29 protein-coding genes are annotated in these 23,381 nt (G+C 43.6%); 13 read left to right on the top strand and 16 right to left on the bottom strand.

Annotation, left to right across the window (positions count from 1 at the left end; translation table 11 throughout):
• Positions 1 to 25 precede the first annotated feature (25 nt).
• Together PAE54_RS10210 and PAE54_RS10205 are read right to left on the bottom strand one after the other, a co-directional pair.
• On the bottom strand, positions 26 to 604 hold the full coding sequence (locus PAE54_RS10210) for a hypothetical protein (RefSeq protein WP_326519359.1): 579 nt from the start codon (positions 602 to 604) through the stop codon (positions 26 to 28).
• Positions 605 to 639: 35 nt separating this feature from the next.
• Entirely contained in the window at positions 640 to 1,104 is a 465-nt protein-coding gene (locus PAE54_RS10205) for a Holliday junction resolvase-like protein (RefSeq protein ID WP_273777565.1), read from the bottom strand.
• 122 nt (positions 1,105 to 1,226) lie between these two features.
• Here PAE54_RS10205 and PAE54_RS10200 point away from each other — a divergent pair, with 122 nt between their 5' ends.
• The 4 genes from PAE54_RS10200 to PAE54_RS10185 all read left to right on the top strand — a co-directional run bounded on the left by PAE54_RS10200 (position 1,227) and on the right by PAE54_RS10185 (position 4,190).
• On the top strand, positions 1,227 to 1,871 hold the full coding sequence (locus tag PAE54_RS10200) for a ParA family protein (RefSeq protein WP_273777566.1): 645 nt from the start codon (positions 1,227 to 1,229) through the stop codon (positions 1,869 to 1,871).
• Positions 1,872 to 2,059: 188 nt separating this feature from the next.
• On the top strand, positions 2,060 to 3,127 hold the full coding sequence (locus tag PAE54_RS10195) for an AI-2E family transporter (RefSeq protein ID WP_503619843.1): 1,068 nt from the start codon (positions 2,060 to 2,062) through the stop codon (positions 3,125 to 3,127).
• Positions 3,128 to 3,231: 104 nt separating this feature from the next.
• A complete protein-coding gene (gene sodC, locus PAE54_RS10190) occupies positions 3,232 to 3,771 on the top strand; it encodes a superoxide dismutase [Cu-Zn] SodC (protein ID WP_326519357.1) in 540 nt (179 codons plus the stop codon).
• A gap of 143 nt (positions 3,772 to 3,914) precedes the next feature.
• Positions 3,915 to 4,190, top strand: coding sequence for a hypothetical protein (locus PAE54_RS10185; protein WP_326519356.1), 276 nt, complete (start codon positions 3,915 to 3,917; stop codon positions 4,188 to 4,190).
• Positions 4,191 to 4,227: 37 nt separating this feature from the next.
• Here the strand turns inward: PAE54_RS10185 and PAE54_RS10180 are convergent, their stop codons facing one another.
• Entirely contained in the window at positions 4,228 to 5,166 is a 939-nt protein-coding gene (locus PAE54_RS10180) for a lysozyme inhibitor LprI family protein (protein WP_326519355.1), read from the bottom strand.
• Between the two features lie 220 nt (positions 5,167 to 5,386).
• On the opposite strand from PAE54_RS10180, the gene PAE54_RS10175 reads away from it, so the two are divergent.
• Positions 5,387 to 5,671, top strand: coding sequence for a DUF3817 domain-containing protein (locus PAE54_RS10175; protein WP_273777570.1), 285 nt, complete (start codon positions 5,387 to 5,389; stop codon positions 5,669 to 5,671).
• 145 nt (positions 5,672 to 5,816) lie between these two features.
• Here PAE54_RS10175 and PAE54_RS10170 read toward each other — a convergent pair whose 3' ends face one another.
• Complete coding sequence (locus tag PAE54_RS10170; protein ID WP_326519354.1) at positions 5,817 to 7,226, bottom strand: D-2-hydroxyglutarate dehydrogenase; 1,410 nt, start codon at positions 7,224 to 7,226, stop codon at positions 5,817 to 5,819.
• A gap of 89 nt (positions 7,227 to 7,315) precedes the next feature.
• Here PAE54_RS10170 and serA point away from each other — a divergent pair, with 89 nt between their 5' ends.
• On the top strand, positions 7,316 to 8,548 hold the full coding sequence (gene serA / locus PAE54_RS10165) for a phosphoglycerate dehydrogenase (RefSeq protein WP_273777572.1): 1,233 nt from the start codon (positions 7,316 to 7,318) through the stop codon (positions 8,546 to 8,548).
• Positions 8,549 to 8,678: 130 nt separating this feature from the next.
• A complete protein-coding gene (locus PAE54_RS10160) occupies positions 8,679 to 9,545 on the top strand; it encodes an EamA family transporter (protein WP_326519367.1) in 867 nt (288 codons plus the stop codon).
• A gap of 16 nt (positions 9,546 to 9,561) precedes the next feature.
• Here the strand turns inward: PAE54_RS10160 and PAE54_RS10155 are convergent, their stop codons facing one another.
• From PAE54_RS10155 to ispH, 12 genes are all read right to left on the bottom strand, one after another.
• Positions 9,562 to 10,017: a hemerythrin domain-containing protein gene (locus tag PAE54_RS10155; RefSeq protein ID WP_326519353.1), complete on the bottom strand. Its 456-nt coding sequence runs from the start codon at positions 10,015 to 10,017 to the stop codon at positions 9,562 to 9,564.
• 278 nt (positions 10,018 to 10,295) lie between these two features.
• Positions 10,296 to 11,201, bottom strand: a complete 906-nt coding sequence (gene truB, locus PAE54_RS10150; protein WP_326519352.1) for a tRNA pseudouridine(55) synthase TruB — start codon at positions 11,199 to 11,201, stop codon at positions 10,296 to 10,298.
• 199 nt (positions 11,202 to 11,400) lie between these two features.
• On the bottom strand, positions 11,401 to 11,775 hold the full coding sequence (rplS, locus tag PAE54_RS10145; protein WP_273777575.1) for a 50S ribosomal protein L19: 375 nt from the start codon (positions 11,773 to 11,775) through the stop codon (positions 11,401 to 11,403).
• 153 nt (positions 11,776 to 11,928) lie between these two features.
• Positions 11,929 to 12,669: a tRNA (guanosine(37)-N1)-methyltransferase TrmD gene (trmD, locus tag PAE54_RS10140; protein WP_326519351.1), complete on the bottom strand. Its 741-nt coding sequence runs from the start codon at positions 12,667 to 12,669 to the stop codon at positions 11,929 to 11,931.
• A gap of 45 nt (positions 12,670 to 12,714) precedes the next feature.
• On the bottom strand, positions 12,715 to 13,263 hold the full coding sequence (gene rimM / locus PAE54_RS10135) for a ribosome maturation factor RimM (protein WP_326519350.1): 549 nt from the start codon (positions 13,261 to 13,263) through the stop codon (positions 12,715 to 12,717).
• Between the two features lie 28 nt (positions 13,264 to 13,291).
• Positions 13,292 to 13,549 (bottom strand): 30S ribosomal protein S16, encoded by a 258-nt coding sequence (gene rpsP / locus PAE54_RS10130; protein WP_004718284.1) that lies wholly within the window; start codon positions 13,547 to 13,549, stop codon positions 13,292 to 13,294.
• 276 nt (positions 13,550 to 13,825) lie between these two features.
• A complete protein-coding gene (locus PAE54_RS10125) occupies positions 13,826 to 15,157 on the bottom strand; it encodes a hypothetical protein (RefSeq protein ID WP_326519349.1) in 1,332 nt (443 codons plus the stop codon).
• Positions 15,158 to 15,271: 114 nt separating this feature from the next.
• A complete protein-coding gene (locus tag PAE54_RS10120) occupies positions 15,272 to 15,940 on the bottom strand; it encodes a prepilin-type N-terminal cleavage/methylation domain-containing protein (RefSeq protein WP_326519348.1) in 669 nt (222 codons plus the stop codon).
• A gap of 13 nt (positions 15,941 to 15,953) precedes the next feature.
• Positions 15,954 to 16,373, bottom strand: a complete 420-nt coding sequence (locus PAE54_RS10115; RefSeq protein WP_326519347.1) for a PulJ/GspJ family protein — start codon at positions 16,371 to 16,373, stop codon at positions 15,954 to 15,956.
• The gene (locus tag PAE54_RS10110) at positions 16,354 to 16,818 is read right to left on the bottom strand and encodes a pilus assembly FimT family protein (RefSeq protein ID WP_326519346.1); all 465 of its coding nucleotides are present in this window, start codon (positions 16,816 to 16,818) and stop codon (positions 16,354 to 16,356) included. Before PAE54_RS10110 ends, PAE54_RS10115 begins: the two co-directional genes overlap by 20 nt.
• On the bottom strand, positions 16,812 to 17,246 hold the full coding sequence (locus PAE54_RS10105; RefSeq protein WP_326519345.1) for a type IV pilin protein: 435 nt from the start codon (positions 17,244 to 17,246) through the stop codon (positions 16,812 to 16,814). The genes PAE54_RS10110 and PAE54_RS10105 overlap by 7 nt, the downstream gene beginning before the upstream one ends.
• Before the next feature lie 164 nt (positions 17,247 to 17,410).
• Entirely contained in the window at positions 17,411 to 18,361 is a 951-nt protein-coding gene (gene ispH / locus PAE54_RS10100) for a 4-hydroxy-3-methylbut-2-enyl diphosphate reductase (RefSeq protein ID WP_326519344.1), read from the bottom strand.
• 134 nt (positions 18,362 to 18,495) lie between these two features.
• Between ispH and gmk the strand changes: the two genes are divergently transcribed.
• The 6 genes from gmk (at position 18,496) to bfr (ending at position 23,267) form a co-directional block, all read left to right on the top strand.
• A complete protein-coding gene (gmk, locus tag PAE54_RS10095; RefSeq protein ID WP_326519343.1) occupies positions 18,496 to 19,116 on the top strand; it encodes a guanylate kinase in 621 nt (206 codons plus the stop codon).
• A gap of 75 nt (positions 19,117 to 19,191) precedes the next feature.
• Complete coding sequence (gene rpoZ / locus PAE54_RS10090; RefSeq protein WP_067762989.1) at positions 19,192 to 19,473, top strand: DNA-directed RNA polymerase subunit omega; 282 nt, start codon at positions 19,192 to 19,194, stop codon at positions 19,471 to 19,473.
• A 210-nt stretch (positions 19,474 to 19,683) separates the two neighbouring features.
• Entirely contained in the window at positions 19,684 to 21,786 is a 2,103-nt protein-coding gene (locus PAE54_RS10085) for a RelA/SpoT family protein (protein WP_326519342.1), read from the top strand.
• Between the two features lie 75 nt (positions 21,787 to 21,861).
• Entirely contained in the window at positions 21,862 to 22,245 is a 384-nt protein-coding gene (gene ridA / locus PAE54_RS10080) for a deaminase RidA (protein ID WP_273777589.1), read from the top strand.
• Between the two features lie 158 nt (positions 22,246 to 22,403).
• Positions 22,404 to 22,598 (top strand): bacterioferritin-associated ferredoxin, encoded by a 195-nt coding sequence (locus PAE54_RS10075; RefSeq protein WP_273777590.1) that lies wholly within the window; start codon positions 22,404 to 22,406, stop codon positions 22,596 to 22,598.
• A gap of 204 nt (positions 22,599 to 22,802) precedes the next feature.
• Positions 22,803 to 23,267 carry a heteropolymeric bacterioferritin subunit Bfr gene (bfr, locus tag PAE54_RS10070; protein WP_326519341.1) on the top strand — a complete coding sequence of 155 codons (465 nt, stop codon included), beginning with the start codon at positions 22,803 to 22,805 and terminating at the stop codon, positions 23,265 to 23,267.
• Positions 23,268 to 23,381 lie beyond the last annotated feature (114 nt).

The following is a 23,381-nucleotide window of genomic DNA, read 5'->3' as shown; positions in this document are numbered from 1 at the left end:
TGCACACGATCGAGCATCAAGACTTTCATCCTAAGGCTTTTAACATTAGCTCTTGTACCAAAAAAATTTCACAGGCACCTGCGTCTTCCCGACTCAGAGAGCTTTTCATGTAGCGTCCATCTTCGAGATACAAATTGACCAATTGACCTTTTAACAGCACCAGATCATCAACATCCAGCTGTTGTAATTGTTTGGCAATCCTAGCATTCGCTGCCAGCATATGTGTATTGGCAGACTGCTGACTAATCTCATCGACACGCAATGGCGTATGAGCGCCCACCTGAAAGCGATACCAGCGGTTGGATTGACGAATATCAATTGTTTGATAAACCTCCGGCCGGCTCATTTGTCCCCAACCCAAAGCCAGATCCAGCCCGGAGAGCTGTTCAAAGGTGGGCGTATCAAAAACATAGCTCAGCATACCCAAGGGATAACGCTGCTTCGCTAAAATTCTGAACTCCCCCGCATACGGTTCGACAATCTCAATACGGTATGGAGTGCTCTGCTGTTGCTGGATCTCAGCGACATTTGGTAAAGGAGCAAACCACATCAACCAGCTCTGTAATAATCCAATCAGCACTACCAATATGATCACAACCGGCATGACATGCTGCTCCTCAATTTGCTATATAAAGCAGACTAGTCGAAATCAATCCGGATGGTTTCGAAACGCACGCGCCCATCACGGATCGCCTGGGCAATCGCCTGTTGCCCTTTGGTCAGACGCGCACCGCCACTTTTAATATCGATCAGCACAATTTCAATTTGATCAGCACCCACTTCCCCTTCACGGAAATCACTGTAGCCATTAAAAACCACATAATCGACTGGATCACCTAAAAATTTGGCATCACTCGGCAGGTACTGAAATTCCGGCAGGATAGGCGCCAGCTGCTCGGCCATTTTCCCTTTGAGTACCGCCCGACTGGTATTCACACTACGTTTTTGTGCTTGAGCCAATGCCTGCTGATGCTCAAGTTCCAGCTCTGCAATGTAGCGTTCATATTCGGCCTTGATCCGGCCATTGCGGCTACTGGACAGTATCAGGGTCGTCACGACCACACCGATACACAGTCCAATTAACATCGCCATCCAGATCGACATTTATGCATCCTACTATTCAATTGCGACACAATTTAACCAAGCTTTAAACTTTTGTCATGTGTCATATTCTGGAGATAAAAAGATGGTAAGCTAAGGTTGAGAAAAATACATATTGATGAAACATGAAAACCATACTCATTGCGAACCAGAAAGGTGGATGCGGAAAAACACTCACAGCAATAACTTTAGCTTCAGCGCTGGCACAAAAAGGCTATCGGGTGGCTTTGGCCGATGCCGACAATCAAAAATCTTCTCTGCAATGGCTGAAACACCGTCCTGAACACGCCGCTCCAATTCAAAGTCTGGACTGGCGTCCTGGAAAGTCTGTTGGGGATGCACCTAAAAATATCGAATATCTGATTATTGATGCACCAGGTGCACTGTCTGGGGAACAGGCGGAACAGCTGATCAGCGAAAGCCATGCCATTATTACCCCTTTGCAGCCTTCGTTTTTTGACATTGACAGTACACGACGTTTTCTCAAAGATTTACAAGACATTAAACGCATCCGCAAAGGTAAGGTGCAGACTCTACTGCTGGCCAACCGCATGAAAGCAAACAGCAGTCATCAGAAAGATATTCAGCAATTCTTTGAAAAAGTTGAACAGTCGCCATTGGCCTACATTTCTGAACGCAGTGCTTATGGTCAGCTGGCTATGCAAGGTCTGAGTATTTTTGACAAAAGCCAGAAAAACTTTCTGTCCTTACAGCAACAGTGGCAACCGGTACTCGATGCGATTATCGATGATCCGACCGAATGGTTCTAATGCAGCATCCCTTGCATAAGCCTTAAGCAAAAACAAATCTAAAGTGCGACACAAGCATTCGTTTCCGGATGCTTTTTTTTCAGTTAATATGAAAAGCGACGCAAGAAGAACATAGATCAGAGAATTCAGTGCAACAGTACACGCCGACTTTACAACGAGTCTTATTATTTGGACTGTTTTTTGTCCTGATGTTTTTGAGCTTTCATGTGCTCAAATACTTTATTGTACCGGTACTGTGGGCCTGTATTATTGCCTATATGACCTGGCCGCTATATCTCTCTGTACAGCGTTTTTGTGGAGAACAGCGCCGTAGTTTGGGCGCAGGTCTAATGATCACCCTGATTATTCTGGTGATTGGCGTTCCGCTGACCTTTGCTATTTTTATTTTGCAGCATGAAGGCCGTAACCTGTATTATGAACTGCAAAAACAGATTTTCTCGGGTCATCTGAATGTACCGCAGTTCATTCGTGACCTGCCATTGATCGGCAAGGAAATCAATCGCACCCTGCGTGAAATCAATACCAATCCCAATAGCATTACCCAGAATATTGCCAACTGGATTCAAGGACATCTCGGTTACGGCCGTTTCGTGCTGAATGAAATCAGCAAAAATCTGGTCAAACTTGGTTTCGCTTTACTTTCTTTATTCTTCTTCTATCGTGATGGCCAAACCATTCTGCATCAGGTCAGCAAGGCACTGGAGTTGATCATTGGACCGCGGATTCATCACTACCTGGACACCATTTCAGAAACCACACGAGCGGTGGTCTATGGCGTAGGCTTAACGGCTATTGCACAAGCGATTTTGGCGGGTCTTAGCTATTTTGTGGCAGATGTCCCGAACCCGATGGTGCTAACCATTGCGACTTTCTTGTTGGCACTCATTCCTTTTGGTACTCCCCTGTCTTATGGCTCAGTTGCCCTCTGGCTGTTCTCGCAAGGACAAACCATGGAAGCGATTGGTGTCTTTGTCTGGGGTGTCTGTATCGTCAGTACCTCGGACAACGTAATCCGCCCACTGGTGATTTCGGGTGCCACGCAAATTCCATTCCTGCTGATCATGTTCGGTGTACTCGGCGGGATCGCCAGCTTTGGTCTGGTTGGTCTGTTTATTGGCCCAGTCATCTTGGCAGTATTATTGGCCATCTGGCGTGAATGGTTACATGAAACCACTGAACCGGAACCTATTCCGAAAACCACCCTGGCCTACGATCTCGATGATGAAGAAGAGCCGCCCCCATCTCATCCACGCTAGGCTAGATGCAGTAAAGAAACTGATACAATCGCTTGCGTAATTCCCTTGAGTCCCTCTCCGCAGTTTGTTTGAATGGAAAAGAACAATAATAAGGATAAGGTCTCATGTCATCATTTTTCAAAGTTTCTTTGCTATGCAGCCTCAGCAGCCTTTTACTCTGGGGATGCAGCAGCATGCCGGCTGGAACGGCACAACCCGGCACCAGCATTCACAGCGTGACTGCCGAAGGTATAAGTGCCAGTCTCGGTAAGGTTTATTTCCAAGATAGTTCCCGTGGTCTGGTCATCACCACGGATTTACACCAATTACCGCCAGGTGACCATGGTTTCCATATCCACGAACAGGGCTCCTGTGCCCCGGCAGAGAAAGATGGAAAAATGCAGGCCGCCCTCGCCGCGGGTGGGCATTTCAATCCGACTCAGGTTGCCCATCATGGTACGCCAATGACCGGTCACCTCGGTGATTTGCCCGTGCTGCACGTCAATACTCAGGGAGAAGCCAAAACCGTGCTCCTGGCACCGCGTTTGAAACTTGCTGACATTCAGGGACGTGCCATCATGATCCATGCTGGCGGAGACAATTATTCTGACCTCCCTAAACCCCTGGGTGGTGGCGGAACACGCATTGCCTGTGGCGTAATCTAGAAACCCTCAAATGCACAGCCTGAATAAATCCCTCCTCATGAGGGATTTTTTATTTTCATCTAGGGGGAAATAAAAAGCTGAATACAAATAGATCAGATCAAGCGCTTCAATTAAGATATATAAAAATGAAAAAAGGTTTTAAAATGAAAAAACTAATTTTACCTAGTCTGCTGATGCTGATTTCTAACCATGGCTTGCATGCAGCGGAAATCGCTGCACAAACCACAAGCCAACCGGTATCCAACAGTAAAGCTGTGCAAGCCGAACCGCTACATATTCCAACACAAAATTTAACTACAGAAGAAGCGAAAAACTCAGTCATTCATCCGATAGAACAACAGGCGAAGCACACTATAACCAAGAAGAATGGACAGGTCTACCAAGAACCGTTTATGCCATTATCCTTACGCAGCCGCTAAGATCTTGCTCGATGCAATGTCAAATACAAACTCGCTGCTATTCAGGGGCATATGCTTCCAATTCAGCAATTGCACTGCGTAATTCCGAATTCCGGGTATTGGTCATTTCAGTCTCACATGCCAGCCTTTCAACTTCAGCATAACCCGGCTCTGCATCCTGTGCTTTAAGACGACATTCCAGATCCCGTTTTTTCAGCCACAGACGTTGTTCAGCCAATAGTTCATCGCGTACATCTTTGCGCGCTGCCTTCCAGACCAGATTTAATTTATTATTGGCAACATCCAGTTTCTGCTTGGCTTCCGCCTGCTGCAACTGCAAATATTCAGTTTGCACACGTGCCTGTTCACTGGCTTCTGCCGCTTCTTGTTGCGCCTGCTCCTGTTGCTGCTGCACTGCAAGGGTATATTCATTTTGACGAACATTCTTTTGCAGCACATCTAGCGTGACTGTACTCAGGTAGTCAATTACGGGCTGAGCATTGTCTAAGGTTGCATAGACTTTTTTTCCATCATCGGTCGGTTGTACGGCATAGCTGACATCGTAGCTCAAAACAGAATTTTCCAGGTTCAGGCCATTTAATATTGCCAGCTGCTGGATATCAGGCAGGTTGTAAAATGTTCTGGATTGATTGGCTTGCTGGATGAAACTGGCGGGCAAACTGACAGAAAGCACCGCTTCACAGAACTTTTTACTGCTTTGCGGATCTTCTTTACTGGTTCGCACATCAGCCACATTCATCTCAAGCTGTGTGATCGTATTTCTTAATTGTGCCATATCAACCGCTTGCCCACCTGAAGCAATCAGCTCTTTGACACTGGCACTGGTTTTATGTTGCAACTGCTCGACCACAATTTCTTTGACTAAGGTTTTGCTATTTTCATCGTTGCACTGAATCTTTGATTTGCCCATCGGCAGCTGGTCACACCCCACCAGAATCAAGCCCGTACCCAGTACAATAGTTGTTGTTAAATTCATCACCGCTCTCGATTTTGTTCTATTTTGAATCAACCCTATAGTTTTAGTTATAGGATAAAAATCAGAAATATAAAATGATTTTATGCACAACAACAGGCAAAATTTTCAGCAGCAGCGAGCCTCATCATTTCCATTCCAGATCAAATGATGATGAATTCCCTATGAAGAATAGGGATAAATCCGTTACACTCAGATTTTTCACCTTTTAGTTGAAATTTACATGAATATTAAAACATTACGTTTTGTGGGGTTACTCGAAGGCATCTCGTTCTTATTGTTATTGTTCATCGCCATGCCAGTAAAATACGTTTGGGATAACCCGATTCTGGTGAAATATGTCGGCATGGGACATGGTGTGCTGTTTATCGCCTTCCTGGTGGTTTTATTTACCGTCTGTGAAAAACAGAAATGGTCACTCACTACTTTTTTACTGGGTCTGATTGCCTCAATTTTGCCATTTGGGCCTTTTATCTTTGACCATAAATTGAAGAAGCTAGAACAATAAAACTCAGCAACCACCCAATACAAAAAGCCTGAGATCAGTTAAAAGTCCTTCTTTTTTACAAGGCTCATTAAATAAAAAAGCATAGCCTGGATAGACTATGCTTTTTCACAGATCCGATGCCTGATTCAGCCATCATGATCTCATCTTATAGATCGAACAACTTACCTGGGTTCATGATGCCATTTGGATCGAACACTTTTTTCAAGGCTTTCATGTATTCGATTTCTTCTGGCGAACGGCTGTATTCCAGATAAGGTTTCTTGGTCATGCCCACGCCGTGTTCAGCAGAAATTGAACCATCATATTTCTTCACGGTATCAAAGACATACTTGTTTACCACCTGACATTTGGCAAAGAATTCATCTTTGGTTAAATTCTCAGGTTTCAAGATGTTCAAGTGCAAGTTACCGTCACCGATGTGACCGAACCAGCAGATTTCAAAATCTGGATAGTTTTCGGTCACAATCGCATCAATTTCTTTAATGAAAGCTGGCACGTGTGTGATCAACACCGAAATGTCGTTTTTGTACGGGATAAACGGCGCAATAGATTCAGAAATGTCTTCACGTAAACGCCATAAATTTTGTACTTGTTCTAGGCTTTGGCTTAACACGCCATCCAGCACCCAACCCTGTTCCATACAATGCTCGAAAATTTCCATCGCCTTGTCCATGATTGGCTCATACGGCGCTTCAAACTCAAGCAAGACATAGAATGGGCATTGGGTTTCAAATGGACGTTGCACATGACCATGATCCAAGACTTTCTGCATCGCTAATTCACCAAAGAATTCAAATGCAGTCAGGTCAATCTTGCTTTGGAACGCGTGCAGCACTGGCATCACCGCATCAAAATCAGGTACACCCAACACCATCACTTGCAATTCTTGCGGTTGGCGGTCCAGCTTCATTTCTGCTTCGGTAATCAGGCCTAAAGTCCCTTCACCACCGATAAACAAATGCTGCAAGGCATAACCGGTTGCATTCTTGATCATGCCCTTGTTTAAACGCAGGATATCGCCTTTACCTGTCACGACGGTCAAACCCAACACCCAGTTACGCGTCATGCCGTATTTGATGACTTTAATACCGCCCGCATTAGTACCGATATTACCGCCGATTTGTGAAGAACCTGAAGAAGCGAAATCTACCGGATAATACATACCTTGTTCTTCTGCATAGCTTTGTAACTGCTCAGTCACTACACCTGCCTGAACGCGAACCATACGGTCTGCCGGGAAGAACTCCAGAATCTGGTTCATCTTGTCCATGCTCACCACGATCTCGCCATTCGCTGCCACAGCACCTGCAGATAAACCGGTACGGCCGCCACTTGGGGTAATCGCAATATTGTTGGCATTGGCAAATTTTACAATCGCTTGCACCTGCTCTGTGCTCGATGGGAAAACCACAACCGATGGGTTTGGATCAAAATGCTTGGTGTAGTCTTTGCCCCAGGCATCGAGACTAGCGGCATCCGTTTTAATGCGGTTTTCACCCACGATTGCAGTGAGTTGAGCTAATAACTCAGGTGATAAAGTAACTGGAGCATTCATCGTTTACAGACCTAGCAAGAAATAAACAAGTTGTAAGTGGTATATGTTATCATACTGCAACTAAATTTGGCCTTTGTAGCGGAGCCGTAATGAGCCAACATCTTTCACTACCTAAAGATAAAATCCGTTTCTTGTTGTTAGAAGGCGTGCATCAAAATGCCATCGACACATTAAATGCTGCCGGATATACCAACATCGACTATCGTAAAACAGCGCTTGATGGTGAAGCGTTGAAAGAAGCGATCAAAGATGCCCACTTCATTGGTATTCGTTCACGTACCCAATTGACCGAAGAAATCTTTGAAGCGGCAAACAAACTGATCGCTGTTGGCTGTTTCTGTATCGGAACCAACCAAGTTGATCTTAAAGCTGCGATGGTACGCGGTATTCCAGTATTTAACGCACCTTACTCAAATACACGTTCGGTTGCGGAATTGGTTCTTGCTGAACTGATCCTGTTGCTTCGTCGTGTACCTGAAAAATCTGCAGCCTGTCACCGCGGTGGTTGGGACAAGTCTGCAGTGGGTTCGTATGAAACACGTGGCAAGACTTTAGGTATCGTGGGTTACGGCTCAATCGGTTCACAACTTTCTGTTTTGGCAGAAAGCTTAGGTATGCATGTCATCTATTATGATGCCGTCACCAAATTGCCAATGGGTAATGCACGTCAAGTTGGCTCAATGGCTGAATTGTTGGCAAATGCCGATGTGGTAACGCTGCATGTTCCAGATGTACCATCTACCCGTAACTTCTTCGGCAAAGACCAGTTTGCGCAAATGAAAAAAGGTTCAATCTTCCTGAACGCGGCACGTGGTACCTGTGTGGTGATCGAAGATTTGGCTGATGCAATCAAATCTGGCCATATCGCTGGTGCTGCGGTTGACGTATTCCCGAAAGAACCAAAAGCTAACGGTGAAGAATTCGTTTCTCCACTGCGTGGTTTGGACAATGTGATCCTGACTCCGCACGTCGGCGGTTCAACTATGGAAGCGCAAGCGAACATCGGCCTTGAAGTGGCTGAAAAATTTGTTGCCTATTCTGACAAAGGTATGACCCTTTCTGCGGTAAACTTCCCAGAAATCGCATTGCCATTGACGGAAGGCAAACACCGCTTGTTGCACATCCACAAAAACATTCCGGGTGTTCTGTCGAAAATCAACAACCTGTTCGCTGAACAAGGCATCAACATCTCTGGTCAAACTTTAATGACCAAAGGCGATGTCGGTTACTTGGTGATGGACGTTGATGCAACTGCATCGCAAGAAGCGCTTGATATGCTGCATGACGTTGAAGGCACGATCCGCGTACGTATCTTGTTCTAAGATCGGCTGCGACATCAAAAACCACGGTTTTAGCCGTGGTTTTTTATTACTTCAATTCCCCGTTTCATACGGCGATTTGACTATAATCAAACTCCCATCTGAGCCCTTCCCAGCTTTAACCATGCCGCTCATGCCCCATACCCGTCTGATTGCAGTTCTGTTCATGGTGCTCTCCATGATTTCCTACCAGATCAGTGCTTCGTTTGCGAAGCAACTGTTTACGGTATTGGATCCGCTGACGGTCACCATTTTAAGGCTATGTTTTGCTGCCATGCTGGTCGGGTTAATGTTCCGTTCCTGGCGGATTCTGTCTCGGCTGCCTTACCTAAAATGGCGTGACCTGTTGCTCTATAGCGCATCACTCGGCTGTATGAATGTGCTGTTTTATTTCTCCTTGGGAAAATTGCCACAAGGCATCGCCGTGGGGCTGGAATTCGTTGGGCCGTTAGGGTTGGCCTTACTCTCGATTAAACAAAAAACTGACTATTTGTGGGTGTTACTGGCAATTGCAGGTATTGCGCTGATGGTGCCGTGGCAACAAGCAAGCCATGGGAATTTTTCCCTCTGGGCAGCAGGCTGTGCCTTAGCTGCTGGACTGTGCTGGGCTTTTTATATCTATTTTGGGCAAAAGGTGGTACGGCAAAATATTGGTATGCACGCACTGACCATCGCCATTAGCCTGTCCGCCTTAAACTTGCTTCCCATCGGACTATGGAACAATACCCCAGCCTTATTGCAATTTGAGTATTGGCCAAAAGCCTTGATGATTGCCATTTTAGCCACTGCCATCCCTTATGCCTTGGACTTGATGGCACTTAAACAGCTGAGCAAGCTTAGTTACGGCACCTTATCCAGCCTTTCCCCAGCCTTAGCAGCGCTCACCGGACTCCTCTTGTTGCATGAACAAATCAGCCTGTTGCAGTGGGTGGCTCTTGCCTGCGTCATGTTTGCCTCGATTGGTGTGACCCTACGCAAAGAACAAGCCGAAACTCAATAACTGAGTAGCAAGCAACTTACAGGCTGGTTTTATCTTTCTGTTGATAAGCCTGATATTCTTCTAAATATTGCTGCGCCAACACTTCTTTTTGCTGTTCATCCAGAATTTTTCCAGCCTGCTGAAAAAAGCCATGTTCCTCTTCCTGCAAATGATGATGGACTTTTTCCGATAATTTTTTCGCAATCATCAGCCAACTCGGCTGGCTCATTTCCAATGCTTGCAACTGCTCAAGTAGCTCATCAATTTCATGGTGTTCTGAGAGAGCATGGCGGGTAATCCCCAGCCCGGCATCGGTCATCATCAAAGGAATATAAAAAAAGCGGTCTTCTGCAACCCCATGGGCAAATAATTCATTTTTTAGACATACAAAGAGTTCAGCACGCTCAACGCTCGCACCATGTGTCTGAACCAGCCGTTCAGCTAAATCACGCTGCCGTGCATGGCTTTCACGTAGCGCTTCAAAGATATTCATGTCCAGTTCCCCCTTTTTATCTCAATAGTCAGACCATCATGATGAAAAATTGCAAAGTTCATCTTTATAACGATCTGCTAGATGATTTTTGAGTTTAAGGGGCATGGACTTAGCACTCTGCAAGCAATTGTCTCTATTTTTGTATCAGCCAAGTAAAATAAAGGTGAGCCAGCCAGCTTTGCCAATGGCACACATAAAAATAGGAGGCTATATCAGCCTCCTATTCCGTCTTGAAGTAAACCATAAATGCTCAATTCATATGAGTAATGTATCGTTAGTTATAAATTTAGAATACGTTTGGGCACCAGACGTTTTTTATCGGTAATTTCGGCAAAACCCAGACAGCGCTCACCACTAAACACGAGAACCTGTTCGCAGGCTGCATGCTCAATATTACTTTCCAATCCATTGCAAAAATACTTTTCCCGGCCTTCAGGCACCTGAATCTGTGGCAAATGTTGTACAGGTGCATAGGCGGGTAACAATAACGCCTCACGTTCCGCTTCTGACAGACTTTCTAAATATTCAATCGTATATTCAGGAATAAGATGGAAAGGCCCGGTCTGGATACGGTGCAAATAGGTTAAATGTCCATAGGTGCCCAACGCGCGAGCAATATCTTCACCCAGGACACGAATATAAGTGCCTTTAGAGCAAGTTACATCCAACGTGATACTATTCTGTGTGAATGACAACAGCTCAATCGCTTCAATGGTAATCGGTCGGGCTTCACGTTCTATTTCAATGCCTTTGCGTGCCAGTTCATATAATGGCCGGCCTTCTTTTTTTAAAGCGGAATACATGGGCGGAACCTGCTGAATTTCACCGCGGAATTTCTCCAGCACCTGCTGAATATTTTCTGCAGTCAATTCCGGCACGGGAGCTTGCAATAATACCTCACCTTCCACATCACCTGTTGTGGTGCTATGACCCAACTGAACCGTGGTCTGATAGCGTTTGGTGGAATCCAGCAAATAATGGGAAAATTTGGTGGCCTCTCCCAGACAAATCGGTAATAGCCCCGAGGCTAAAGGATCAAGTGCGCCGGTATGTCCCGCCTTTTGTGCCCGATACAACCAGCGGACTTTCTGCAATGCCGCATTCGAGCTAATCCCCAACGGTTTATTCAGTAAAAATACACCACTGATGTGGCGACGCTGGATTTTTGGAGACTTTTCCGCCATGACCCGATCAACTACTACAAGATAAAAATTGCTGCCATATTAGCAAAAGCCCTTGGCTTTTTTTATGCTAATTTTTGGATGAGAGACTTCTTAATTTAAACAAAGAGAAACAACCACTTTTCCTCAACAGCACGATGATTTTCCAGACATAAAAAATGCGCCTAATGGCGCATTTTTTAACTCGTGTAAAAACTTAAAATTAAGCTTTAACTTTACGAGCCGGTAATTTTTCACGAATACGTGCAGCTTTACCAGACAATTCACGAAGATAGTAAAGTTTAGCACGACGTACGTCACCACGACGTTTCACTTCGATACCAGCAACGATTGGCGAGTGAGTTTGGAATACACGCTCAACGCCAACACCGCTAGAAATCTTACGAACTGTGAATGCAGAGTTCAAGCCACGGTTTTTCTTCGCGATTACAACGCCTTCAAACGCCTGAAGACGCTCACGGTCACCTTCTTTTACTTTTACTTGAACAACTACAGTGTCACCTGGAGCAAATTCTGGAAGATCTGTTTTTAACTGTGCATTTTCAACAGCTTGAACTAAAGGATGTTTACCACTCATTGTGGGAATCTCCAATATGTGCGGGGTCAGAAGAGGTCTGAACGGCCGCTGGGGATAGAGGCTAAAAACGCATATCAACCCGGTTATCTTTCCCTTTATTGTTGACCTTCTCAAGCAATAAAGAGCCTATTGAGGAATACTTAAGAGTCGCTCTTAAGCATCTAAATCTTTGAGCCATTTCTTTTGCTGCTTGCTCAGCTCGACTTTTTCCACCAACTCTGGGCGGCGTTCAAGTGTACGCTGATAACGCTGCAAAAACCGCCATTTCTCAATATTGCCATGATGTCCCGATTTCAACACTTCTGGAACATCTAAGCCTTCAAAATGGTCTGGCTTGGTATATTGCGGGCAATCTAAAAGACCATCCACAAAAGAATCTTGCACGGCGGACTGCTCATCAGACATCACATTCGGCAAACGACGAATAATACTGTCCAACAACACCATCGCAGGCAGTTCACCACCCGACAAGACGTAATCCCCAATCGACCATTCCTGATCAACATAATGCTGGATCAAACGCTCATCGACCCCTTCATAACGTCCACACAACACAATCAGGCCATCATATTCGACAAACTGCTGCACTGCCTGTTCATTTAAGGTCTTTCCTTGCGGCGACATATACACCACTGGAACCTGAACACATCCTGCTTGCTGCGCAAGCTGTTTGGCATGCTGGATTGCTTTTGCCAGAGGCTCAGCCATCATCACCATACCCGGGCCACCACCAAACGGACGTTCATCCACCCGACGGTAATTCCCTTCAGCAAAATCTCGCGGATTAATACAAGTGACTTGTACTATGTCACGTTTTGCTGCACGCCCGCTAATCCCATACGCTGTGATCGCTTCAAACATTTCAGGAAATAATGTAATGACTGCAAAAAACATCGCAGACTCCTCTATTTTCCTGCGCTTAAAACCGAAGTTTCAAGATTAGTAATCTACGCCCCAATTGACATAGATACGACCTGCGTCCAGATCAACGCGTTGCACCACATCTTTATGCCATGGAATCATTCGCTCTTCAGAGTCAACGCTGTCCGGTGTGGCGCGAACCACCATGACATCATTTGCTCCGGTCTCAAACAGTTCATGGATTTGACCGAGATTGATTTCCTGCTCATTCTCATCCAAGCCCAACACGGTTAAGCCTTTCAGATCTGACCAGTAATACTCGTCCATGCCTGCTTTCGGAAGTTGCGATTTTGCAATCCAGATATTAGCGCCAACCAAACTGTCTGCTGCGGTACGATCACTCACACCTTTCAGGCTAACAACCAGGCCTTTGCCATGCGGTTTCCAACGTTTTACATCTGCTGTCTGCCAACCCGCTTTGGTCTCAATGTACCAAGGAAGATAGTCAAACATATTGCTCATTGGTTCAGTATTGGAATAAACCCAGAGCCACCCATTTAATCCATATGCTGAACGTAACTGTCCAATCTGAATACGATCTTCGGGAACATTCTGTGTTGGTGTCATGGGCTACCTACTACTTAATTCGCAAAAATTATGCAGTAGCTGCAGCTTTCTTAGCTTGAGCAGCTAAAGAAGCAACACGTTCAGACGGTTGAGCGCCTTGAGCAACCCAGTGTGCAAAACGGTCAGCATCTAAACGAAGTTTTTCTGCTTTACCTTGAGCGGTTGGGTTGAAGAAACCAATACGTTCGATGAAACGACCGTCACGCGCATTGCGGCTATCAGTTACGATAACTTGATAGAACGGACGTTTTTTAGCACCACCGCGTGCTAGACGAATTACGACCATGTTAATACTCTCACATGTTAAAAAAGCTTTTTAAGTTCGAATGAACTAAAAAGGCGAATATTTTACGATATATTCGCCAGAAGGGAAAGATCAAAAAATGAGTTATCCCCATTTTTGAATTTATATTTTAATGCCCATACCAATTTGATGAAGCACTTGGAACACAGGCGGTACGCATAGAGCTTCATATCATTACAGAAAAAGCAGTGATTTCACTTAACTTCAACTCGATTGAGAGTATCTAGCGGAAGTCACTAGTTCCAAATAGTATTTTGCTTACATATAACGGATTGGCCCATTCTTCAATACCTTAATGTACGTCGGAATATAGTTACCTTGCTGTTGTGCATTACTTAATTTCACTGCAATGCTGCCTGTTAATTCAGACATATCTGCATCACCTGTAACCATTAAATTACCAGACACATTAATAACTCCAGTACCTGTAAACTTGCCCGATGATTTCCCTGTACCCCCAGCACCACTACTTGCAATCAAATTCCCATAATAATTCACTGTAATATCTTGTTGAGATTTACCAGAATCTAAAGCAAATGACGTTCCAAGGTATAAAATATTTGCGACAGTAGCTTGTAAAAGTTGCATGTCCGACGTGGACTTCAAGGCACCAGAACTAGAACAATACTGCAAAGGATAATTAGTTGTTGGACAAACGGTATTTAAACGGTTTTCCATATTTGAGGAAGAAGCATTTAAGATATAATGATAAGGTGCATAAGCTTCGAAAGTTGAAGTTGAATTTACATTTGTAGGGATATCACTAGAAATAGTCCCTGTCGCAATAATACTATTTACCAAAGGCTTATTTTGATCTAAAGTCACATTTACATTGCCATCAAACCAAAGCACACCTGCTGGTAAATTTTTTGAAGCTTCTACAGACCAGGTATGAACACCATTCTTTTCACTGTATGTAATTCCTGCAGGGAGAGTTATGCTATTCGTTTCGTCTAAAGTGGCACCACCTAAATTCTTCCTTACGCACTGTGCAATTGAACTCACCACAGTACATACATAATTTGAATAATCTTTTAAATCATTTGCTGTTACAAAAGACCGTGGAACATAAGGTGTAACTGTAACCCCCATGGCCTGCAGTTCTGCAGTAGTATAGGTATGGTTATTATTACTATTAACAACCCCTCCTCCAACCTCTAATGACACACTACTACCAAATAAATTCTGGTTATTCCCTGTATTGGAATTTACTTTTAAACCACCAGCAAAAACAGAACCAGTCTGCAATCCGCTGCTTAACTGATTACGAAAAGTATAAATAGCTCGAATAATTGCTGAAGCTTCACCACTTTTTCCCAAAATATCAAAACAATAATTGGTTGCTCCCGGGATGCTTGAAGCAGGACACGTTGAATCTACTTTTGTATAAGTAATTTCATTATTACCATATGTCACTGTCCCTGTGGCTATCTGATCGAAATCTGCTGAAACTTTATTCTGTAAAAACTTAGTCAATGCCTGATAGCCAACCATTGCTTTAATTTGTGCCTGAGTCTGCGCATGCGCCGTAATTGAACTGGACTGCATACTACGCATTGAAGACATATAACCGACGGTTAATGCTGTCATAGACACACCAACCAATAGAATAAATAATAGGGATGAAAAACCAGTCTGAGTAAAAAAGCTCAATTTTTTCTGTGCTTGCACGTGCTGTAGCAAATGGTTCAATTTTCACCTCTACTATTTAAAGTTATATAGACATGTGACATTGCTAATGATTGTCGCACTGCTGTTGCTGCTACCCGCATAAATATTTGCAGTTAATACAGCCTGATACTTTCCAACCGCCCCCAAATCATTTTTAACTCCAAAAGGGGTACAGTTAACCTGTTTTATTTTTAAATTTATTTCACCAATATTGTTATTATTAGAAATATTAGAAATCGCATTACTATTAATTTGAATCAATCGTTCTTTGACATCCGTATTCGCTGGTTTTGCTAAACCACTGCTACAATCATATCCATGGCCATGTCCATAAAACAATAAACCATTTGCATCACTCTGTAAGGCCTGACACTTTAAACTAGATATCTTCCAAACTAGATATTTCCCATCTTGGTTTAGGTTAACTGCAACCCCATCTTGATCGAATACCTTAAAGTTGGTTCCATACCCTGCGGAAGTATCATCCAATAGAAAACCCACACCTTGTAAAATACGATCTGCTGCAATAAAACCCAACATAATATTGCTATCTGTTCTAGCTCCCAAAGATGATTCCGCAGTTACTTTACCTGTAGTGATAAAAGCCCTAAGCATTGCTAAAATAACAATAACAGACAATAAGAGAGCAATTAAAATTTCAATTAAAGAAACACCACGTTGCGACAATTTGAACTTTTTCATCATCTCTCTCTTTTCACGGTGATATTTCAACTTTAACCGGCACAAAAGTATCATCAGAAGCGACTTGAATATGCGGTGATGTAATGGAAATCCCCCCATTCGCTGATGAACTATGTCCGGTCTTGTCACCCTTAAATGCTGCCACGGTATAACCGAAAGTAGATGTGCTACATGGAGTGTTTACTGTTTGTGTTTTAATACTGATATTTGTGTTGTTATCACAAGCTACCTCACTTTCTAATTTTAATCGCATCTGATTGACCGTTAGCAAATGAATATTTTCATTGCGGTGCACAACTGCCGTACGAGCTGCAATAAATGCAGCCCCCAAGCCAATAATTGCCATTAGAAAAATTGAAATCAGTACTTCAATTAAGGCCATACCATGCTCAGAACTAGGAACTAAACGTTTTTTAAAGAGAACCTGTTGCATCTGTACCTCCATTTGCAGAAATGGTGTATTTAGTGCAATTAGCTGTCAGGATATGACCGTTATTATCCAATGTAACTTGTGAGTCAGCACATTCTGTGGATGTAGTCGCAGAAGATAGTCTCACGGTAACATTTGGCGGAATATCAACAGTCCACATAAGTGTTGGTGGACTCTTACTATCAAGCACTTTGATAGTTTTATTACTATTATCAACACTCAAGGTTGCTACAGCTGTCGCACTGTCTTGAGAAATACCATTCGGGTTACGAATAGCTTCATTTTTCGCTCTTACATATGCATCTAAGAATAGCTTTTCAGTTTTAGTAATTTGTACATTCGCAATCCACGCACGTCCCAAAGGGATTCCTGCAACTGCTAAAATAGCAAGCAAGGCAATCGTGATCATTAACTCAATCAGTGTCACCCCCTGTTGTAACCTTACCATGAGGTTAACCCACCGCAGCCTGAACTTGTATTTACACTACGCACATTGGCGTTGGTTAATGTTAAGACACAACCCGCATTTCGTGTGTTGCTAATACCTGTTGCAGTTAGGGTATATTGCTTGTTTGTCGCATCTACATTTGCTGTATACGCAAATGTCTGACTTTCTGTAGGCTGCCATCCCGCTGCATAAGTTTGAGTCTCTGCTGTAGATGTAGTTGGATTAGGAGTAGGAACAGGATACGTTAAATTACGCTGATATAAATTTTCAACCAACAAACTCAGTGCAACCAAATCTGCACCGGCATTACGTGCTTTAGATTTAGTAATATAATTTGAATACATCGGCATCGCGATGCCCGCTAAAATTACTACAATAAGTACAGTGATCATTAATTCAATCAAGGTGAACCCTTTATTTTTTTGCATAAACTCTCCCCATGGCAACACACTTGTCGCCTTATGACATCATATTCAATTTAATAACGGAACCAACACAAAACAAGACAAAAGGCATAAAAAAACAGATAATTGCCAAAAAGCAATTACCTGTCAAATGATTAAAAAATTCAGAATGTTAACAGCTTGACATTTTAAGCCTGTGTTACAGGAATACGTAACTCTTTCGGTAAACTAAAGGTAATATTTTCTTCACGTCCAGCCAGTTCCTGGGGTGCTTTCGCGCCCCACTCCTGCAGACGCTGAATCACCTGCTTAATCAGAATTTCGGGTGCAGATGCACCGGCAGTTACCCCAATTTTACAATTTTCTGTAAACCATTCGGCCTGTAGCTCATTTGCGTTATCCACCAAATAGGCTTGTTTTCCCATACGCTCAGCCAACTCCCGTAAACGGTTGGAGTTAGAAGAGTTTGGTGAACCCACCACCAAAACAACATCACACTGCGCAGCTAAATCTCGCACAGCATCCTGACGATTTTGAGTGGCATAGCAAATATCATCTTTACGAGGTCCCTGAATATGAGGAAATTTTTGACGCAATGCTTCGATGACTTTCGCTGTATCATCAATCGATAAGGTCGTCTGGGTAACGAAGGCCACATGTTCTGGATTTTTCACTACCAAGGCAGCAACATCCTCTTCGTCCTCAACCAGATAAATCTCTCCCCCCTTGGATTTATCATATTGCCCCATTGTGCCTTCAACTTCCGGATGGCCTTGATGACCGATCAGAATCGCCTCAGTTCCTTCACGTGCATATTTTGTGACTTCAATATGCACTTTGGTGACCAAGGGACAGGTTGCATCAAAGACCTTTAGTCCACGGCGTTCAGCTTCTTGCTGAACCGCTTTAGACACGCCATGCGCACTAAAAATGACGATATTGTCATCAGGGACTTCATCCAGCTCATCGACAAAAATTGCGCCACGCTGGCGTAAATCATCCACTACAAACTTGTTATGCACCACTTCATGACGCACATAAATCGGCGGCTGAAAACACTCTAATGCACGATTGACGATCGCTATGGCACGGTCTACACCTGCACAAAAACCACGTGGATTGGCCAACACAATTTCCATAAAATCCTCAATCGTTGATGTCAATACAATCGACTATTTTGAACAAAGCAGCACTCTCTGGCATTTAACTATTTAGTTTAAGCGCCTGCTACTCTAAAATAGAAAAGATATTTTATCATATCAGGAAAAATATCATGTCGGGTCTCTTGTTTGTCGTTTCTGCTGCTTCGGGAACAGGCAAAACATCTCTGGTGAAAGCCCTACTTGAACGTGTTAATAATTTGCACGTTTCTGTTTCGCATACTACTCGTGGCCAGCGTCCTGGCGAACTAAACGGTGTTCATTATCACTTCACCAGTAAAGAAGAGTTTCTTGGCAAAGTTGAACAAGGCGGCTTTATTGAATATGCCGAAGTGTTTGGCAACTATTATGGGACCGCTCAAGCGACCGTTGAAGAACAGCTGCATAAAGGCCATGATGTGTTGCTTGAAATTGACTGGCAAGGTGCTGAACAAGTCCGTAAAATTTTTCCAGATTCCAAACAGATTTTTATTTTACCTCCAAGCCAGTTTGATTTGCGTCAACGTCTATCCAACCGTGGCACGGATGCAGTAGAGGTGATTGAACACCGTCTGAGCTGTGCGGTAGAGGACATGCAGCAATATATCAATTTTGACTATTTAATTATCAATGATGACTTCAACAAGGCATTACATGATCTAGAGTCTGTGATTACAGCCAACCGCCTGGTTCTCAATCAACAGGTTCACCGTCATCAACAGTTGATAGAAAAACTGATCACGCCTGAATCATGATTCAACTTGAGTCTGCACTGAAAGCATTTTATACTGCACAGTCTGTTTAAATTTACTATTCAAACGAGAATTCTTATGGCACGCGTCACCGTTGAAGATTGTTTAGACCATGTAGACAACCGCTTTGAGCTTGTACTAGTGGCAAGCAAACGCGCGCGTCAATTGGCACGTCAAGGTATTGAACCGACTGTAGAATGGGACAACGACAAACCAACCGTTGTTGCACTGCGTGAAATCGCAGCAGGTCATGTTTCTAAAGACATTTTGAAACAACGTGAGCAAGACTACCAAACTTCAAGTCTTGATCTGGCACTTTCTGCAAACAATTTGAATCTAGATGGTTTCTCTTTCCAATAAGCCATCTCTCTATAAAAAAGCCTAGTGAATTCACTAGGCTTTTTTATTCACGGCTTTTTATGCGCTATATGAGTGCAAACCTTAAAGATCCTGTGCCGCTTTAGAAAAAAAATTCATTTTTTTTCCTGAAAAAATTGACAAGTTCAGCAAGATGCATTTCATTAAGAGGTTCATCACTGTTTATTTTTATTTATGCAAAAAGGGTGTTCTATGCCAGGCGAAGAGGTCAGCCAAGCCAAGCAGCAACTTCACATCATCATCGAAGCTTATCTAAAAGCAAGCGATGTCGAGCGTGTGCTTGCTGCCTGTGATTATGCCGATCTCGCACATGAGGGCGTTACTCGAAAAAGTGGTGAACCCTATATTCTGCATCCTATTGCAGTAAGCTGCATTTTGGCGCATATGCGACTTGACCCTGAAACCCTCATGGCTGCTTTGCTGCATGATGTCATCGAAGATACCGACTTTAGCAAGGAAGATCTCACTGAAAAATTCGGTCGTGTCGTCGCAGAGCTGGTCGATGGTGTCACCAAACTCAGTCACTCCAGTGACAAAGAATATAATAAAGCCGCATCTTTCCGAAAAATTCTGCAAGCGACCTTACAAGACCCACGTGTCATTATTATTAAAATGGCGGATCGCTATCATAATATGACCACACTCGATGCCCTACGCCCGGATAAACGCGCACGCATCGCCCAAGAGACCTTTGATATTTTTGTACCGATGGCACGTCTGGTTGGCATGAATGAAATGGCCGACAACTTGGAACATCTCTGCTATCAAAATCTTGATCTGGATATGTTCAACAATGTGCAAGAAGCCTTGTTGCAAACCAAACCTAAACGTTGCCAATACCAGACGATTTGGGAAACCAACCTGGCTGACTTACTGCATACCTATCAGCTCTCAGGTCGTATCAAAAAGAAGAACAATAATATCGAGCTGTTGCGCCATTTCGTCAAAAATGAAATGGATTTACAAGAGCTGACCCATAGCCATGCCTTTGAAATTATCCTGCAAAGCATCGCTGATTGTGACCGTTTAGTCGAAGCCTTGCGAGAAAGTTTCCAGGTGCTGCATTTTGAGGATCATATTCGACGTCCGCTCCCGGGAGGCAACCAGTTCCTGCTGATCAAATTAAAAGGTGAAGAGACTACCCTATCACTGACCATTCAAACTGAATTGATGCGTAAGGCTGCACGTTTTGGTGTCGTCCTCGGCGACAATGCACCGCAAGCCTGCCGTTCAGCTATTCAAGCCTCCATGCAGAATTTGAATATGCTGATTGATGATGACTGTGCAAAGACGACTTTCAATGACCTGCTCGACTATCTGCATCAGGAAAAAATCTGGGTTTATACTCCCCATGGTCATTTGCATGAACTTCCTCAAGGGGCGACGGTCGTTGACTTTGCCTACGCAGCGAGTTTATTTCTAGGTAACCATGCAGTTGGTGCCAAGATCAATGGTGAAATGCGTCCACTGTCTACACCTTTGCATAGTGGCCAGGTCGTAGAGATTATTACCGATGTGCTCGCTACCCCAAATCCGGATTGGCTCAGCTTTATTAATACCCAAAAAGCCCGTCGCGCAATTCAGAATATTCTGCGTGATCAGGATATTGAAGATCAACGCCTGGTCGGGCAGCAAGCACTCAACCGCGCATTAAAACTCTTTAATCGCTGCATCAATGACTTATCCAATGAAGATTGGATTGACCTGCTGCAATGGCGACATATTGAATCCAAAGATACGCTGTTTGAGCAAATTGCTGTAGGTGACTTGTTACCACAACTGGTTGCCAATCATCTCTTCGTAAAGAGCCAGGGTGAAGAAACACAGGCTTCTTCCAACCGTTTGATTCAAGGTACCGAAGGGATTGATGTTAAATATGCCCACTGCTGTAATCCTGTCTTTGGTGACCCAATTCAAGGTAATCTTTCACGCCGTGGTTTAATCGTACACCGTGCGCGTTGCAATAACCTTTTACATGAACAGCACCTACATCCTGAAAATATCATGCCACTACAATGGAATAGCGAAGAAGCCGATGAAGTCAGCTTTACCGCTTATCTGTGTATCGATCTCGGGATGAATGACGAGCAAATTTCTGACCTGATCTACCAATGCCGTAAAGCGAAAACTGGCGTAGAGATGGTACGCTCCGAAGGGGATAAAACCTACGTCAATATCGTGGTGAATAACCGTAAACAAATTGCGAAAATTATCCGTGACCTGCGCATGCACTATGGTTTTCCACGAATCGAACGCCTCAACAAAGGCAAAACCGAGATGGCTCGGGTAAGTTGATCAATTATATCGATGCTGCTTTTGTCGGTCCGCAGCATCGATTATGATGTGACATGATGATATAAGGAGAAATCGATGTCCCGCCAAGTAATTCATACTGAAAATGCCCCTGCTGCGATTGGTACCTATTCACAAGCGATCCTCGTGGGCAATACGTTGTATCTTTCCGGCCAAATCGGTCTTGATCCGTATAGTATGGAATTGGTTGATGGCATTGAGGCACAGATTCGCCGCGTGTTTGACAATCTAAAAGCGGTCTGTGAAGCTGCCGGTGGCTCACTGGCAGATATCGCCAAATTAAACATTTTCCTGACCGATTTAAGCCATTTTCAATTGGTCAACCAGATTATGGGTGAATACTTTGCCCAGCCTTACCCAGCGCGTGCAGCGCTTGGTGTGGCAAGCTTGCCTAAAGGTGCACTGGTTGAGATGGATGGTATTGTGATTATTAATCAATAAGTTAATACCAAAGAAAAAATACCACCGATAAGGTGGTATTTTTTTATTCAAAACTTCAATCATGACTACTGCTATTTTAAATGAATTTCATTGACAAACGATAATAATTATCAATAATATCACTTATCGCATTACAACTTACCCTTTCGAGGTGACAGATGTACGTTTGTTTATGCCGTGGCATTACTGATCAAGATATTAAAGATGCTGTTGCAAACGGCGCTGAAAGCTACCGTGAAATTCGCGACCGCCTTGATTTAGGCACCTGTTGTGGCCGCTGTGCACCTGAAGCCCGCAGCATTATCAATGAAGAACTTGCCGCGATTGCTGCCAAGATTTCTGTCGCCGCCTGATTTTTATTCTACTTAACCCTCAGATGATTTTTTTGACCGCTTAACCGACTAAGCGGTTTTTTATTGACATCTTCTCGCTGGATTTTGAGGGCGATTTTCATTTGCTGTTCTATAAATTACTCGCCACGGTAAATTTTGTTGTTTAAGATATTGATATAGATTGCCTTAATCCCATTAAGGCATCAATTGTTGAGGGAGAGTACAATGCAAGGCAATCGTGACGTTATTAATCAGCTTAATCAGGTGTTGTATCATCAACTTACCGCCATTAACCAGTATTTCCTGCATTCACGCATGTTTAATGACTGGGGCATTGAGAAGCTAGGCTCGGCTGAATACAAAGAATCTATTCACCAGATGAAACATGCGGACAAAGTGATTGAACGCATCTTATTCCTAGAAGGTTTACCTAACTTGCAACATTTGGGTAAATTGTATATCGGTCAGCACACTGAAGAGGTGCTGAAGTGTGATGTACGTAAAGTCAAAGAAAATATCGAAGCCCTACAAAAGACCATTGCGTTAGCAGAAACCCAACAGGATTATGTAACACGTGACCTAATTCAGGAAATTCTGGAAAAGGAAGAAGAATATTGGGATTGGCTTGAAACTCAACAGGATCTAGTAGAAAGCATTGGTATTGAAAACTATATCCAGAGCCAGATTTAATTCAATTGACTAACACATAAAAAAGCCAGCAAATGCTTAATGCCAGTCAGTTAAGCAACATTTAGCAAAATGCTGTAAAAATGAGTGTATATAAATACGCTCATTTTTTTTTAT

The sequence above is a fragment of the Acinetobacter minutum genome (assembly GCF_035916735.1).
GTDB lineage: Bacteria > Pseudomonadota > Gammaproteobacteria > Pseudomonadales > Moraxellaceae > Acinetobacter.
This window is presented reverse-complemented; position numbering and strand designations above follow the sequence as displayed.

Bases quoted from the DNA above. Each gene is read 5' to 3' on its own strand.
- PAE54_RS10155 (WP_326519353.1), bottom strand. From the start codon at position 10,017: ATGAATATCTTTGAAGCGCTACGTGAAAGCCATGCACGGCAGCGTGAT.
- rplS (WP_273777575.1), bottom strand. From the start codon at position 11,775: ATGAGTGGTAAACATCCTTTAGTTCAAGCTGTTGAAAATGCACAGTTA.
- PAE54_RS10120 (WP_326519348.1), bottom strand. From the start codon at position 15,940: ATGAAAAAGTTCAAATTGTCGCAACGTGGTGTTTCTTTAATTGAAATT.
- rpsP (WP_004718284.1), bottom strand. From the start codon at position 13,549: ATGGTCGTAATTCGTCTAGCACGCGGTGGTGCTAAAAAACGTCCGTTC.
- trmD (WP_326519351.1), bottom strand. From the start codon at position 12,669: ATGTTTTTTGCAGTCATTACATTATTTCCTGAAATGTTTGAAGCGATC.
- PAE54_RS10085 (WP_326519342.1), top strand. From the start codon at position 19,684: ATGCCAGGCGAAGAGGTCAGCCAAGCCAAGCAGCAACTTCACATCATC.
- ispH (WP_326519344.1), bottom strand. From the start codon at position 18,361: ATGGAAATTGTGTTGGCCAATCCACGTGGTTTTTGTGCAGGTGTAGAC.
- ridA (WP_273777589.1), top strand. From the start codon at position 21,862: ATGTCCCGCCAAGTAATTCATACTGAAAATGCCCCTGCTGCGATTGGT.
- PAE54_RS10115 (WP_326519347.1), bottom strand. From the start codon at position 16,373: ATGCAACAGGTTCTCTTTAAAAAACGTTTAGTTCCTAGTTCTGAGCAT.
- truB (WP_326519352.1), bottom strand. From the start codon at position 11,201: ATGGCGGAAAAGTCTCCAAAAATCCAGCGTCGCCACATCAGTGGTGTA.
- PAE54_RS10075 (WP_273777590.1), top strand. From the start codon at position 22,404: ATGTACGTTTGTTTATGCCGTGGCATTACTGATCAAGATATTAAAGAT.
- PAE54_RS10175 (WP_273777570.1), top strand. From the start codon at position 5,387: ATGAATATTAAAACATTACGTTTTGTGGGGTTACTCGAAGGCATCTCG.
- PAE54_RS10170 (WP_326519354.1), bottom strand. From the start codon at position 7,226: ATGAATGCTCCAGTTACTTTATCACCTGAGTTATTAGCTCAACTCACT.
- gmk (WP_326519343.1), top strand. From the start codon at position 18,496: ATGTCGGGTCTCTTGTTTGTCGTTTCTGCTGCTTCGGGAACAGGCAAA.
- PAE54_RS10200 (WP_273777566.1), top strand. From the start codon at position 1,227: ATGAAAACCATACTCATTGCGAACCAGAAAGGTGGATGCGGAAAAACA.
- PAE54_RS10205 (WP_273777565.1), bottom strand. From the start codon at position 1,104: ATGTCGATCTGGATGGCGATGTTAATTGGACTGTGTATCGGTGTGGTC.
- bfr (WP_326519341.1), top strand. From the start codon at position 22,803: ATGCAAGGCAATCGTGACGTTATTAATCAGCTTAATCAGGTGTTGTAT.
- rpoZ (WP_067762989.1), top strand. From the start codon at position 19,192: ATGGCACGCGTCACCGTTGAAGATTGTTTAGACCATGTAGACAACCGC.
- sodC (WP_326519357.1), top strand. From the start codon at position 3,232: ATGTCATCATTTTTCAAAGTTTCTTTGCTATGCAGCCTCAGCAGCCTT.
- PAE54_RS10105 (WP_326519345.1), bottom strand. From the start codon at position 17,246: ATGCAAAAAAATAAAGGGTTCACCTTGATTGAATTAATGATCACTGTA.
- serA (WP_273777572.1), top strand. From the start codon at position 7,316: ATGAGCCAACATCTTTCACTACCTAAAGATAAAATCCGTTTCTTGTTG.
- PAE54_RS10185 (WP_326519356.1), top strand. From the start codon at position 3,915: ATGAAAAAACTAATTTTACCTAGTCTGCTGATGCTGATTTCTAACCAT.
- PAE54_RS10195 (WP_503619843.1), top strand. From the start codon at position 2,060: ATGTTTTTGAGCTTTCATGTGCTCAAATACTTTATTGTACCGGTACTG.
- PAE54_RS10125 (WP_326519349.1), bottom strand. From the start codon at position 15,157: ATGACAGCATTAACCGTCGGTTATATGTCTTCAATGCGTAGTATGCAG.
- PAE54_RS10110 (WP_326519346.1), bottom strand. From the start codon at position 16,818: ATGGTAAGGTTACAACAGGGGGTGACACTGATTGAGTTAATGATCACG.
- rimM (WP_326519350.1), bottom strand. From the start codon at position 13,263: ATGACACCAACACAGAATGTTCCCGAAGATCGTATTCAGATTGGACAG.
- PAE54_RS10210 (WP_326519359.1), bottom strand. From the start codon at position 604: ATGCCGGTTGTGATCATATTGGTAGTGCTGATTGGATTATTACAGAGC.
- PAE54_RS10160 (WP_326519367.1), top strand. From the start codon at position 8,679: ATGCCCCATACCCGTCTGATTGCAGTTCTGTTCATGGTGCTCTCCATG.
- PAE54_RS10180 (WP_326519355.1), bottom strand. From the start codon at position 5,166: ATGAATTTAACAACAACTATTGTACTGGGTACGGGCTTGATTCTGGTG.